We start from the raw sequence: 13,559 nt of genomic DNA, 5'->3' as shown, positions 1-13,559 counted from the left end.
AACGATACTTACTTAGATAGTTTCGCTTTAGCGTCAGATCATTGGTGTTTATTCGCATAACAAAATTAGCTTAGTTATATAAAGCTAATTCTGTTACCGAATTATCTAACCTTTACAATTGCGAGCGAAGCGCGGCAACCTCGTAGCTATACAGGGTTAAGAGGCATAGCTACGAGATTGCCACGTCGCTGCCTTCCTCACAAGGCCCGGCATGCTCCTCGCAATGACATATTTTTAATTGTTTGCAAATAACTCTTAATATCAATCAATATAACATGATCAAAAGAGTAACCATAACCCCCGAAGCTTCAGGATTGATAGCCGAACTCAAATCCCGCTTTGGCGAACTGATGTTCCATCAAAGCGGCGGTTGCTGCGACGGCTCATCGCCCATGTGTTTTGAAAAAGGAGAGTTTAAACTCGGTGGCAGCGATGTGAAATTAGGGGAGGTGGATAACTGTGAGTTTTGGATGAGCAAAGACCAGTTTGAATACTGGCAGCATACCCAGCTACAGCTTGATATTACCAAGGGGCGGGGCTCGAGTTTTTCAATAGAGATCCCAACGGGGTTTAGGTTTATGATCCACTCCAGGTTGTTTGCTGATGATGAATTGAAGGATTTGGAGCCGGTGAGTTTTATTGAAGATTGATGTTCGTACGTATCCAACAAAACCGTCCCTTAATGGCGCAAGTCTTGTATGGTTGTCGGCAGGGTGGATGACTTGTGACTGTCTTTTTTTAGTGTAGAAGGCACAAGTCACCCCCCAATGGCGCAAGTCTTGTGTGGTTGCCGGGAGGGCGGATGACTTGTGACTGTGTAGCCTTTTAGGACGACGTAGAAGGCAAAAGTCCCCCCGTTCAATATCCGCCGCACAAGACTTGCGCCAGTTTGGGAGACTTAAAAAAGCTTTCTACTTTGTAAATGCTTATTTCCCCGCCTGCACTTTATCCAGCTTATCCATAATTTCTTTGGTGTACTTGATTGATAAGGCCTTTTTGAAATACTGTTCAGCATTTTGTCTATCACCACGGGCTAAAAAGCAATCGCCCATGCTATCGTAAACGTTAAAGTTTTTGGGGTAATTATCGATATTCACCTGGAAAAACATGGCTGCTTTTTCATAATCCTTTTGTTGCAAAAATGCGTAGCCTATGCCATTCATCTCGGGTTCGGGCGGGCGCACATTATAACCCATTTCGGCAGACATTGCTTTGTAATGCGCTTCTATCATTTGTCTTAGCTGCGCGGCACTGTATTGCTTGTCAAAATATTGATTATAAGGCTGGTTTCGCGGAAAGCGGTTGTTTTTGAAAATAAACCGTAAGGCATCATATTCGGCATTGAAAGGAACGGAATTATGATCATCATCGGGGTAATACTTTTTAGCCCATTGCAGGTTGTTGATTCTATTAGCAGAAAGATTATCGGCCAGTTTCATGATCGACCGGATATGATGCGATATTGCGGACGTATCCTTTTTTACCTGTACCGTGTCCATGCCTGGGTTCATGGTATTGGCAAAACCAAGAAAAAGCTTTTTGCCGCCAAAATTCTTTTGTTTAAGGATGGCGGCAGCTTGTTTAAGCAAATTATCATTGTCATAAAACATACTGGGGTCAATAGCTGCATAGGCGTTAAAAACCTGTGTATGTTTCAATAACATATCAATCACCATTAAACCGCCCAGCGAATGCCCGATCATGGTTCGGTACGGTGCTGTAGGATATTTTTTATCTATGTAAGGGATCAGTTCATTCCCCATAAATGCTGCGAAGTTTTCGCCTCCTCCAGATGATTTATCCATAGCGCTGTTGGTAGGTGTAAGGTCGCGGGTACGGTGCCCGGGTGTATTCAGGATGCCGACTATAATCATTTGCGGAAACACTGTGTTTCCTGCCGTAGCACTTAATTCTTTGACCATAGTAACCAGCGACATGAAATGATCATCGGCGTCTAAAACGTACAAAACCGGGAATTCCGGTTTTGAAAAGTAGTTGGTATCATATCCTGGCGTATAAACCCAAAGCGGTCGGTTTTCTTTTAGGATGTTGGAATAAATGGTGTCCACCCGTCCCAAAACTATGGGTTGCTGCGGTGGCTGCGCCTTTAGCAGGTATGCAATGGTGAGGTGAACAAGTATCAGGATAAGTTTTTTCATGTGGCTGTTGATTTATTATTCAATGATACAGCAACAATGCACCCTACAGAAGTAAATGTGATGAATGCCCCTGTTGGTGTGATGGAAAATGATCTTTCGGAATTTATTAAGTTAGATAATATATAGGTTAAACAATTTGCTTACTGGGAAATAATTTCCAGTTCATTTTCGTTTTACAAGCGACTTAAAAAACATGTTTTGATAAGTTTGCGTTAATGTAAATCCATCTATAAATAATTGCCGTGTTAAATACTTACAATACTGCCCGTAAAAACAACAGCTTAATAAAGCTTGAGATCCTGATATTCGGGCTTGCGGCCGTTTTGACCCTGGCTGCTATTGTGATGTATTTTGTAGATAAAACATATTTTGAGATGATATATAATCCGGAAGGGGGATTTATCGGATATATCTCCGTCCTGCTGCTAACAGTGATTTTTGGAGTTGTGATTATATATTTAATAAGGCTTTCCCGTTATCGCAATATCCGGTTTAGTGTTGTTTTAGCTTTAACCGGAATTTTAAGTTTGTTCTTTGCTGCTGAGACGATGAGCGATTTGCCAAATCTCTTTCACACATCAACACATAACATTTTTAAAGCAAACAATACGGCAATATGGACAAATGTAAATAGGGTCATCAAAATTAATGCTGCCGGCAAAATTGCTTTCTGTTGGGTAATGATTGCTATAGGCGCTTTTTACTTTTTAATACTCCCGTTTATATACCGTGGTAATTTTAATGCTAAACGCTTTGCCGATAAAACTGGGATCCCTATCCCGCACCGTAATCATATTATAGCTATGATTATATTAACTGTTTTGGCCGTCTTGTTTTCCAGTGCAACTAATTCGGGGGTTTTACAGCTTAATCTGTCCGCCATATTTCTGCTGATACTACTTTACCCCGAAAATATTGGTGTTTTCAGACGGTAACCTGTTTTTTAATAGTGCTTTAATTTATTGTTTTACAGCCTTATTAATCCGAACATTTACTGCAACTTTGTAATAAACGTACCAGTTACAACCTTATAAAATATGGCTACAGTTTCATTGGGCAGCCCGGCCGGTAAATGGATCATGGTTTCGGCTATACTGGCTTCGGCCATGGCGTTTATTGATGGTACAGCGCTTAATGTGGTGCTGCCGGCCTTGCAGCAAAGTCTTGATGCCAAAGGTGCCGACCTATTCTGGATCCTGAATGCTTATCTTCTGATGCTGGCCTCCCTTATTTTGATAGGCGGTTCATTGGGTGATAAACTTGGGCGAAAGAAGATCTTTATGATAGGCATCTTCATTTTTATAGCTGGCTCCGCACTTTGCGGACTTTCACCGGGTGTTTTTTACCTTATTGTTTTCAGGATTATACAAGGTATTGGTGGCGCACTAATGATTCCGGGGAGCCTTTCACTTATTTCATCATCTATTGATGCAAAAGAAAGGGGTAAGGCGATAGGTACCTGGTCGGCCATTACCACGGTGGTTACCATGGGCGGGCCGGTACTTGGCGGTGCTTTGGCCGATGCCGGTTTGTGGAGGTATATATTTTTTATCAATGTGCCGATTGGGTTAGTGGCTTTACTCATACTGTGGCGCAAAGTTGCAGAAAGTAAAGATGACAGGGCCGATCAGGCCCTTGATTTGCCCGGTGCTATTTCTATAGCTTTGGGGCTTGCTTTGCTAACGTTTGGTTTTTTACGGATGCCTGCGGTTGGCTTAAGTAATTGGCAGGTATACGGTTCGCTTGCCGCAGGTATTTTATTGCTCATTATATTTATTTATATAGAAAATACAAGTAAACATCCTATGATGCCGCTAACCTTGTTTAATAGTAAAACATTTAGCGGCATAAATCTCCTTACATTTTTTCTTTATGCAGGCCTGGGTGGCGGGATGCTGTTTATGTCGTTAAATATGGTACAGGTGCAGGGTTATAGCCAGCTGCAATCAGGTTTAACGTTTTTGCCTTTTACGGTGCTCATGATCTCCATTGCGCGTTATGCCGGGGCTATTGCCGATAAAAAAGGTCCGCGTTTATTGCTCATTATCGGTCCGGCTTTGGCAGGAGCGGGGTTGCTGATGTTATCGTTTATCAAACAAACTGCAGGCCCGTCCGATTATTGGACAAGCTTCTTTCCTGGTGTGATTGTGTTTGGCTTCGGCATGTCAATAACTGTAGCGCCGCTTACGGCTACGGTAATGGGATCGGTGAGCGATCATTTTTCGGGTACAGCATCGGGCATTAACAATGCCATGACCCGCATTGCCAATGTTTTTGCCAACGCCATTTTCGGTGCGCTGGCCGTGCTGTTTTTTTCAGGTGCGATGCAGGGGGAGTTGAAGAAGCTGCCGCTTAACGAAAAAGATAAAAAGGTGGTTATGGAACAATCTGCCAATCTGGGCAATGCAAGGGTACCTGCCAATATTGACGGAGCCAATAAAAAAGCTGTAGAAATTGCCTATCATAACGGATTTATTTCGGCTTACAGCAATATTATGCGCATCTGCGCCGGGCTGGCGTTTTTAGGTGCGCTGATGTCGGTTATTTTTATCAGGAACAGTGCTGTTAAAAAAGAGTGATTTTTTTGTAGAGACGCATCACATGCGTCTCCTTTTGGACAGGCAGCCGGAAATGAATAACGGCAGACGCATGTGATGCGTCTTTACAAGGGTAACCATATGAAAAATTAAATTGGTGTTGCAACCATTTGTTTATAATCATCGTCTACTCTGTAAATCACATCAATCTAAAATATTGTTATGCTAAATCTGATATCACCCCCAAATTTTTTAAAACTATTTACTGTATGCTTTTTATGCCTTGTTACTATCGGCGCATCTGCACAGGATAAAACCAAAACAATAGGCAACAAACCGCGCACCGGCTCATCCAACACTTCTTTCGATGCTGTTAAAGGCAGGCAAGTTGGCATTGAAATGAATGCAGGTAAACATCCTGTTCAATTGCTGAAGCTAAGTTTTCACACCCAAAACCGTTCAAACGATAGCATCCCATTTAAAGTGAATGTTTACCAAATGGCCGGAAAGCTTCCAAACGAAGCTGATTTGGTTAAAGACGAAATAAAAGGCTATATCAAAAAATATAATAACCAGGATAATCACCAGCTAATCACAGTCGATCTATCGCCATATAATGTTAAGGTAGCCGGGGATATTGTTGTTTCTATTGAGTTTTTGACAACTAAAACCGGTTCCAATATTGGTTTTGCTTGTGGCTTGTTTAATGGCGGCACATTTCACAAAGACACTGAAACCGAGCCATGGAAAAAGATCCCGGTTGTTGGGGTTGATTTTAATGTTTTAGTGAAAAAGTTGAAGTAAAGCCCATCTAAATCTCCCCTAAAGGGGAGACTTTTAAATTATAAAGAGGGTATTATTTCGCGTAAACCCTTATAAAAAATGTCATTTCGATAGAGCAGAGGGCAGGCCTGAGCGTTGGGGCGAAAGAGAAATCTTCTACACGCTGCATGCCGTTTTGCAGGGTGTAGAAGATTTCTCACTCGTTCTTCGTTTCGAAATGACATTTTTTTATTTAAGTATAGATCGTCCTTTTAAGCTCATGGTTATCTACTCAAACAACTCTTGTTCATCAGTATAATAAGTTTTCCTTGAGGCTTCGTTAATCAGGATCGCGGCGCCGGTTGGGCTGTGTTTTTTCTTTGAATTGTGAATGTTCATGAAATCGCGTACCTCTCCATTAATAATGTCGGGATTTGATTTTAGGATACTTTTTTCGGCATCTTCCAATACTGATCTTATTGCCTGAACCAGGTCCTTCAGTTTTGCCTCCGGTATTTTGCTGCTTACAGAAAATGGAGAAATACGAGCATGCCATAAAATTTCATCAGCGTAAGCATTACCAATACCTCTTAATATTTTTTGATCAAGTAAAACAGTTTTGATATTGGTTTTTGTTTTAGCCAGGCGTTTTTTCAAATATTCGGCATCGGCGTCGAGGGCATCAGGTACGTCCTTTTTTTCGGGGTTGAGGGTAGGCGTAGCTATCCCCTGGAAATCGGTTAGCACCAATCCACTGTCATCTTCAAAGTGCAGCTCAATAATGCCGTATTTGTTTTCGTTTCTTGTGTCGAACAAAAACAGCTTGCCATGCAGCATCAGGTGTAAGCCAAGCACATCGCCTTTGCCAAATTTAATGTGCAGTTCCTTACCTTCGCGATAAACTTTTTCCAACTTTTGTCCGCTTAAAACCTCGTCCAGTTCATGTGCACTAACGTTTAGCTTTTTAGCATTCGGTACTTCTATCTTTTTTACTGTTTTACCGGCAAGTGTTTTTTGCAGGTTATGGCTAAAAGCCTGCAGATCTGGTAATTCGGGCATGATGTATTGTTTTTATATGTAAATATTGCTATAATTAATGTTTGTTATGCGAGGCCATTGAACTTTTTAAAACGCTGTACAGCGGTTTCAATAGCCTCACTTTGAGCTTTGCTGAGTTTATCAAATGGTTTTAGCTCAATATCAATATTCTTTTTACCGATGTTCCGGCTCCAGTTGCCTATCACCTGGTTATTGACCATTATGGTTGGAAAAAAGGTAATAGCGCCCATTTTATCATGGAATTTGACAGGTACTATGGCATCACGGTTTTTGTAGGCAATAATCAATTCATCGTAAACAGGCAGGAGGTAGGTGCCGGATTTTTTGGTCTTGCTCAAATCTACATCAGCACTCATCCAATAGCTTATTCCTTCAACATTGATATTACTTAACCGGCCCTTGTTTATCTCAATACCGGTTTTGGCATCGGCAACCGTAAGCCCGCTCCAATGTACAAAATCATTTACTGTAGCGGGGCCGTGACTTGTAAAATAACGCGAAACGAGGCGGGCGACCGCCTCATCACGAGGTATGGCCTTTGTTGCCGGCGCACGTTCATCAAGCAGCGCATAAGTAAACTGTTTGCCCCGCCTTGCACCGCTGCAAATTAACTGATCCAGTTCGGCTTTCATTAATAGTAAGGTGAGTCTTAGGTCGTCGGTTGCTATATCGGCCTCATGCAGGGCTGTTACAATTTCAGTCCGGGTTAATTGCTTACCGCCCTGCATGTTTTTTATAAATACATTAAAGCTTTTATTAAAAACGGCATCTGTAAGTTCATGTTTTTTATACATGGTGGCATTGCCCGCGTTGATCCTTGGTGCAGTAAGGCTAAGCATCCAGCGGATATCCTCTGGCAACACAAAATGCCAGGTTGGCCTTAATACATGGGTTCGTAATATGGTGCCGGTTGTCATGGCTTTTTCCACCGCTTTATCCGTAGCAGATAGCATCCGCAAACCAATTGCCCATTTGGCCAGAGCATATTCCTGCGCTTGCATAGCGCACATATATCCAACTACCTCTTCGGGCTTTTTAAATTTATTATAGTTAAGGTGCTGGTTATACACCCGCAGGTTGGCTATATCCCGTGTCGTCATGCTATCAGCTTTTATACTATTCAAAATAAATATATAGTTATGACAACTGTTTGTCAGCAGGGAAAAATGATTTAATTTGAAAACTTATTTTTTATGAACGAATGAACAGGATAGACCCTAATTATTTTGCAGGCGGGCTGGTTGTTGGCACTGCCATTGGGCTGGCATTACATAGCCTTGCCATGGGTATAGCAATTGGCGTAGCTGTAGGCTTGTCAGTGGGCTCGAGAAAGAAGAAAGGGTAGGGAAGCGTACTGAATTCCAGCCTTACGAAGTTTTTAAAACTTCGTAAGACTTAGCAGAGATTAAAAATCGTGGTATAAATTCCTGAACGAACTTCTTAATCCGAAAGTGATCAGGGTGGTTTTTGAATCCTTCAAATCATTTTTTTCCTGGCGATATAATGCGCCAAGTTCAAGGCGTAAATTATATTTAGGGTTCAGGATGTAGGCAACTGTGCCTTCGCCATAATAAAGTTGTGTGCTTATGCCCTGACCAATAGTAGTTGTAGTGTTTGCTGAAGGCACAAAGGGCTTGGTAATTATTTTGCCGTTGTTATCTGCTTTTGTAGCATCAAGACCGTATTTGGCATAGTTAAGCTGTCCCTGGAAATCAAAACGGCCAACCGAATAATTTAAAATTCCTAAAAGCTCCCTGAAATTTGCTCCATAAGGATGGGCCAGCGGATCGCCATAAAAAGAATAGCTGCTTATTGACTGCTGATTACTATAGGTATAAGGTTTAACGGTATTATATTCAAACAGGTAGTTTAACCTTTTAACTTTAAATATATCTGCCCCCCTGATACCCAGCTGCCAGCCGTTGGTATTATCTGTACTGTTGCCCGAAAAGAAATCACTGCCTTTAAACCTGTCAAACATGATCTGTCCGTATAAAGCAGCTTTATCAAAGATTTTGTATTTGGCATTAAAGCCTAAAAATACATTGTCTTTTTGGTATCCTCCCGGACCTAATGAACTTGCGAATAGAATAGGGTTTACAAAATTGGCGTCAAAGCCCGACCGGTTCCCCTGGTTATCTGCTTCAGGAGTTATAAGGGCATTAAACATACCAAATGATGCACGTTTGGTTATGTTCCAGTCAATGTAGTGGAACAAGGCCCATTTGCGGCGGTTTCCTCCAAAGGAATCAAATTTTGGCGCAGTAACAGTATTAAGGTCTTCGATGTAGGCCCAGGCTATCATATAACGTACTGGTCCAAGGTCGGCCGTAAGTCGTAACAGGGGCATATTGGCAGCAAAATCAGATAAAAGCACCGAGCGGTAACCATCACCGATAAACATTTTATCCTCGCCTAAAGTAATATTCAGCTTTTTAGTCAGAGAGTAGGAAAGGATGGCAGTTACGTACGACCAATCCTGTGAATTTCTTACTTGCCCTGTGTAATGCCTTGCATAAGCCTGACCCGGTATAAAGCCGCTGGCATTTATATAATTGTTGTAATAACCTGGAAACTTGGCCGAATTTTCAAAACCACTGGTGTAAAACGAAAATTTCTCACCTACTGTTCCTCCTATCTGGTAGCCACGTACATTTAAATTAGTTGTAGTACTGTTGTTGAAATCCCTGCCGGCCTGTACATCAGTGATATAATCGGCATAAAAAGTATATTCTTTGGCTTTTACATCAAAAAGGTGCTCATTAAATAACTTACGCCCGCCCCATGTTTTACGATCTTTAACACCAACATTCATCACCGAATCATAGGTGCGCAGAATAGTACTATCTATTAAAAACGGACGCAATGAAGTATGAACCGAATTTTTGACAGAATAGATATCCGAATTGAATTTTTGATACAGTTGGTATGAATTGGGTAAATAAACTGATTGAGCCTTACTTAACTGCGATGAGAGTAAGGCAATTACAGCTATTATGAGTGTTTTTCGGAAACTTAAGGAGTAGAGTTTTTGCATTACAACAAAATAAGTATTAATTGTTCTAAGATAAAAATTTCATTCATAAATAAGGGTATATACATAAATGTATGGCAGGTTGTTTCTGATATGTTTAAATTATACAAGCGGAATATAATTTCGATTAAAAATTACTGTCTGAATAACCTAAGAGAATATGTGAAAATTATGTATGAAAATCCGTTATAAAATGCTGCAGGTTAAAATCTGTGGTTAAATTTTCTTTAATCTCAATGCCTTGAAAAGTTAATTAGTGTTAAATTTTGTCACGCGGAGGTGTTTTTTTTAAATAAGTTATAAAAATCATGATATTTGCCGCGCTATTAAATCAATTGATATATTATTAAATGCAGTACAAAAAAATCAATAACCTGTTAGGCTGGCTTTGTTTTGTTATAGCCTCAATAACTTATATTTTAACATTAGAGCCATCTGTAAGCTTTTGGGATTGCGGTGAATTTATTTCATGTGCCTACCGTTTGCAGGTAGCCCACCAGCCGGGTTACCCGGTTTTTGCTATGATAGGCAAGGTTTTATCCCTGCTATCTTTTGGTGATAATACTAAGGTGCCTTTCTTTACCAATATGGGTTCGGCACTGGCCAGCGGGGCAACCATCATGTTTTTATTTTGGACAATTACTGCTTTTGCCAAAAAGCTGATGGTTGAAAAACGCAATGAAGCTATTGACGGTTATAAACTGTACGTAATTATGGGAGCCGGCCTTGTAGGCGCGCTGGCATTCACTTATACCGATACGTTTTGGTTTTCGGCTGTTGAAACCATTGTATTTGCCTTGTCATCACTATGTACCGCTATTGTGTTTTGGGCAATTCTTAAATGGGACGAACATGCCGATGAGCCTGGTGCCGATAAATGGATTGTTTTTATAGCTTATGTTATAGGCTTATCCATCGGGATCCACCTGTTAAACCTGTTAACTATCCCGGCCATTGCCATGGTATACTATTTCCGCCGGACTAAAAAGGTTACGGTTGGTAGCGGCATACTGGCTTTCCTTGCCGGTGTAGTGATCCTTGGTTTGGTTCAATATGGCATCAGGGGATATACCATCAAGTTTGCCGCTTACTTTGATCTCTTCTTTGTTAACTCATTAGGAATGGGCTTTGGCAGCGGGGCCTTCTTTTTTATTTTGCTGATATTAATCGCTTTAGTACTTGGTATCATTTACAGTATCCGCAAAAAGAAACCAATGCTTAACCTTGCACTGCTTTGTGTTGCATTTATTTACTTTGGTTACGGCTCATTCGCTTATATTCCAATCCGCGCTACTGCCAACCCCGATTTGAATAACTCACACCCTGATAATGCCTTTACACTTTACGGTTACCTTAACCGGATCCAGTATGGCGAAGTGCCTTTAGTAAGCGGTCCGTTTTATGATGCCCAGGTTACCGATCAAAAACAGGGCAGTATTATTTACCGTAAAGGTAATACCCAGTATGAAAACGCTGGTCACAAAACCGACTATGTATATGACCATACTACGGCCTTGCCGCGTATGTACAGTACTGACCCTAACGATGTGCAGTTTTACAAGCAATGGCTGCGAATCCCTGAAGGACAGGCACCAACTATGGGCGATAACCTGAAATGGATGTTTAGCTGGCAGATGTACCAGATGTATTGGCGTTACTTTTTCTGGAACTTTGTTGGCCGTTATAATGATGCCGACGGACAAACCAGTACCGAAGGTATTGACGGCAACTGGACAAGCGGAATTTTTGATGGTGGTAAGCACCTGCCAAAATCAGTAACCGAGGCTACCACCTATACCCCGCTATATGCTTTGCCTTTAATAATTGGTTTAATAGGTTTGTTTTTTCATGTTAACCGCCGCAGTAAAGATGCATTGATTGTTGGATTATTGTTTTTCTTTACCGGCTTGGCAATTGTATTGTATGTAAATCAGGCATCTGTACAGCCGCGCGAACGTGATTATTCGTACGTGGGCTCGTTTTATGCCTTTGCCATATGGATAGGGCTTGGTGTAATTGCCATTGCCGAATTTGGCCGTAAATATATTGATGCTAAAATGGCAGCTATCGGTTCAACCGTGATTGGTTTGCTGGTTTGCCCGGTAGTATTGGCTGCCAAAGAATGGAAAAATCATGACCGTTCAACCAAAATGACGCCGCATGATATGGCCTACAATTACCTTATATCGTGCCCGCCAAATGCCATTTTGTTTACTTATGGCGATAATGATACTTACTCGTTATGGTATGACCAGGAGGTTGAGGGCATTCGCCCGGATGTGCGCATCGTAAACCTGAGCTTGTTCACCGGCGACTGGTACATTCGCCAGATGCAGAAAAAAATGAACAACTCCGAGCCGCTGCCTATTACCATGCCTTTTGATAAGTATAAAGAAGGGGTGAGGGACGTTATTTATTTTAACGATCAGAAATTGCCAGGCTACCAGGATATCAAAGAGGTATTTGATTTCATTACTTCTGACGATAAAGCTGCGCAGGTACAGTATCAAAGCTTAGAATATGGCAACTATCTGCCAACCAAAAACCTTAAAGTTACTGTTAATCCTGATGAAGTAATTGCCAACGGTGTTGTAAAAGCCGATCAGAAAGATAAGCTGGCATCTGCCATGGAGTGGAAGTATACATCAAACTATGTAACCAAAGAGAACCTGGCCATGTTTGATATTTTGGCGCACAACCACTGGAAACGCCCAATCTGTTTCACAACTACTATCGGTAACGAAAACCTGATAGGTTTGCAGCCATACTTATACAAAGAAGGATTTACTTATCACCTGATACCGTTTAAACCTGACACGGCTTTACACGATCAGTTAAGTAAAACCAATACCGATGTAATGTATGACAACGTGATGAACAAGTTTAAATTCGGTAACTTCAAAAAGGCCAGATATCTTGATCATGAGTCAACCTCTATGTTTTACCCTGTAATGGTAACCACTTTCCTTGACCTGGCCCAAAACCTTGTTCAGGAAGGTAAAAATGATAAAGCATTAAAAGTTGTGCAGAAGTATGATGCTGAGCTGCCAGATATCTACCCGTATGTAGACGTTGCTGGTCGTAAGTTGTATTTAACACAGCTGGCTTACCAGCTTCATGATGTAGTATTGGGTAACAAACTGGCAACCAATATTGATAATTACCTTACCGATCAGCTTGATTATAATGCTTACCTGCTTAGCCAGGATGTGAACAGCATTAACGGCCGTGACGTGCAGATAGGTATGCAGGTACTGAATGGCCTTGTGCAGTTTACAAAGGACAATCATCAAACTGCCCTTGCAACCAAATTTGAAAACCAGTTAAAGGGCTATGAAACAAAATTCCGCGCTGTATTAGGCGGAGGACAATAATAATCCTTAACTATATTTATTAACAAAGCCATCCTGGGTTCGGGGTGGCTTTGCTGGTTTAAGGATTTTACTCACCCCGACATCGCTGCGCTTGTCACCCCTCTCTACGCAAGCGTAAAGAGGGGATAGAAAATTGTAATTTTGATTCTAATCGATATATTTATCATCCTATAGCCTTATCTAAATGATCAGTATTATTGAATTTTGCAGAGAATTAAGACAGCGTGAAACCGCAGCCGAAAAACTGCTTTGGCAGGAATTAAGAAATAGAAAATTAGTCAATAAGAAATTCCTAAGACAACATCCACTTTGTGTGCAATCATATTTTGGAAAAAGCTTATATTATATTCCTGATTTTTATTGCCATGAAGCAAGATTAGTTATTGAAGCAGACGGGCCGATTCATTTATATAAAAAAGATTACGACAAAAATCGCGATAGAGTTTTATCAGATTTAGGATTAAAAATATTGCGGTTTGAAAACGATGAGATAATAAACAATATGAATGACGTTCTGAACAAGATTATTTTAAACTTACGCTAATATTCTCAGATAGTATGGACATATTTAATCTCTGGTTGTCCCCTCTTTACGCAAAGCGTAGAGAGGGGTGGCGAGCGAAGCAACGCCGGG

The 13,559-nt window shown here is 41.0% G+C and carries 11 protein-coding genes; 7 read left to right on the top strand and 4 right to left on the bottom strand.

The annotated features are described in order from the left end of the window. Window positions 1–275 precede the first annotated feature (275 nt). Complete coding sequence (locus ACFFGT_RS29670) at window positions 276–650, top strand: DUF779 domain-containing protein (protein WP_377026142.1); 375 nt, start codon at window positions 276–278, stop codon at window positions 648–650. Window positions 651–926: 276 nt separating this feature from the next. On the opposite strand, the gene ACFFGT_RS29665 is transcribed toward ACFFGT_RS29670, so the two are convergent. Further along, a complete protein-coding gene (locus ACFFGT_RS29665) occupies window positions 927–2,159 on the bottom strand; it encodes an alpha/beta hydrolase-fold protein (RefSeq protein WP_377026141.1) in 1,233 nt (410 codons plus the stop codon). 341 nt (window positions 2,160–2,500) lie between these two features. Here ACFFGT_RS29665 and ACFFGT_RS29660 point away from each other — a divergent pair, with 341 nt between their 5' ends. From ACFFGT_RS29660 to ACFFGT_RS29650, 3 genes are all read left to right on the top strand, one after another. Further along, window positions 2,501–3,094, top strand: a complete 594-nt coding sequence (locus ACFFGT_RS29660; protein ID WP_377026140.1) for a hypothetical protein — start codon at window positions 2,501–2,503, stop codon at window positions 3,092–3,094. Between the two features lie 102 nt (window positions 3,095–3,196). Then, on the top strand, window positions 3,197–4,738 hold the full coding sequence (locus ACFFGT_RS29655; RefSeq protein ID WP_377026139.1) for an MFS transporter: 1,542 nt from the start codon (window positions 3,197–3,199) through the stop codon (window positions 4,736–4,738). 180 nt (window positions 4,739–4,918) lie between these two features. After that, the gene (locus ACFFGT_RS29650; protein WP_377026138.1) at window positions 4,919–5,500 is read left to right on the top strand and encodes a hypothetical protein; all 582 of its coding nucleotides are present in this window, start codon (window positions 4,919–4,921) and stop codon (window positions 5,498–5,500) included. A 246-nt stretch (window positions 5,501–5,746) separates the two neighbouring features. On the opposite strand, the gene ACFFGT_RS29645 is transcribed toward ACFFGT_RS29650, so the two are convergent. Continuing rightward, window positions 5,747–6,517, bottom strand: coding sequence for a DNA-formamidopyrimidine glycosylase family protein (locus ACFFGT_RS29645; protein WP_377026137.1), 771 nt, complete (start codon window positions 6,515–6,517; stop codon window positions 5,747–5,749). Between the two features lie 44 nt (window positions 6,518–6,561). Continuing rightward, on the bottom strand, window positions 6,562–7,617 hold the full coding sequence (locus ACFFGT_RS29640) for a winged helix DNA-binding domain-containing protein (protein ID WP_377026136.1): 1,056 nt from the start codon (window positions 7,615–7,617) through the stop codon (window positions 6,562–6,564). Window positions 7,618–7,718: 101 nt separating this feature from the next. Here ACFFGT_RS29640 and ACFFGT_RS29635 point away from each other — a divergent pair, with 101 nt between their 5' ends. Beyond that, window positions 7,719–7,862, top strand: coding sequence for a hypothetical protein (locus ACFFGT_RS29635; RefSeq protein ID WP_377026135.1), 144 nt, complete (start codon window positions 7,719–7,721; stop codon window positions 7,860–7,862). 60 nt (window positions 7,863–7,922) lie between these two features. Here ACFFGT_RS29635 and ACFFGT_RS29630 read toward each other — a convergent pair whose 3' ends face one another. Then, window positions 7,923–9,554 carry a gliding motility protein RemB gene (locus tag ACFFGT_RS29630; protein ID WP_377026134.1) on the bottom strand — a complete coding sequence of 544 codons (1,632 nt, stop codon included), beginning with the start codon at window positions 9,552–9,554 and terminating at the stop codon, window positions 7,923–7,925. A gap of 347 nt (window positions 9,555–9,901) precedes the next feature. On the opposite strand from ACFFGT_RS29630, the gene ACFFGT_RS29625 reads away from it, so the two are divergent. Both ACFFGT_RS29625 and ACFFGT_RS29620 read left to right on the top strand, forming a co-directional pair. Further along, the gene (locus ACFFGT_RS29625) at window positions 9,902–12,925 is read left to right on the top strand and encodes a glycosyltransferase family 117 protein (RefSeq protein WP_377026133.1); all 3,024 of its coding nucleotides are present in this window, start codon (window positions 9,902–9,904) and stop codon (window positions 12,923–12,925) included. A 184-nt stretch (window positions 12,926–13,109) separates the two neighbouring features. Further along, window positions 13,110–13,469 (top strand): endonuclease domain-containing protein, encoded by a 360-nt coding sequence (locus ACFFGT_RS29620; protein WP_377026132.1) that lies wholly within the window; start codon window positions 13,110–13,112, stop codon window positions 13,467–13,469. Window positions 13,470–13,559 lie beyond the last annotated feature (90 nt).

This window comes from Mucilaginibacter angelicae, assembly GCF_042434235.1.
Lineage (GTDB): Bacteria > Bacteroidota > Bacteroidia > Sphingobacteriales > Sphingobacteriaceae > Mucilaginibacter > Mucilaginibacter angelicae.
This window is presented reverse-complemented; position numbering and strand designations above follow the sequence as displayed.

Coding starts and splice junctions, on each gene's coding strand:
- ACFFGT_RS29665 (WP_377026141.1), bottom strand. CDS start 2,159: ATGAAAAAACTTATCCTGATACTTGTTCACCTCACCATTGCATACCTG.
- ACFFGT_RS29630 (WP_377026134.1), bottom strand. CDS start 9,554: ATGCAAAAACTCTACTCCTTAAGTTTCCGAAAAACACTCATAATAGCT.
- ACFFGT_RS29635 (WP_377026135.1), top strand. CDS start 7,719: ATGAACAGGATAGACCCTAATTATTTTGCAGGCGGGCTGGTTGTTGGC.
- ACFFGT_RS29655 (WP_377026139.1), top strand. CDS start 3,197: ATGGCTACAGTTTCATTGGGCAGCCCGGCCGGTAAATGGATCATGGTT.
- ACFFGT_RS29625 (WP_377026133.1), top strand. CDS start 9,902: ATGCAGTACAAAAAAATCAATAACCTGTTAGGCTGGCTTTGTTTTGTT.
- ACFFGT_RS29645 (WP_377026137.1), bottom strand. CDS start 6,517: ATGCCCGAATTACCAGATCTGCAGGCTTTTAGCCATAACCTGCAAAAA.
- ACFFGT_RS29650 (WP_377026138.1), top strand. CDS start 4,919: ATGCTAAATCTGATATCACCCCCAAATTTTTTAAAACTATTTACTGTA.
- ACFFGT_RS29640 (WP_377026136.1), bottom strand. CDS start 7,617: ATGACGACACGGGATATAGCCAACCTGCGGGTGTATAACCAGCACCTT.
- ACFFGT_RS29670 (WP_377026142.1), top strand. CDS start 276: ATGATCAAAAGAGTAACCATAACCCCCGAAGCTTCAGGATTGATAGCC.
- ACFFGT_RS29620 (WP_377026132.1), top strand. CDS start 13,110: ATGATCAGTATTATTGAATTTTGCAGAGAATTAAGACAGCGTGAAACC.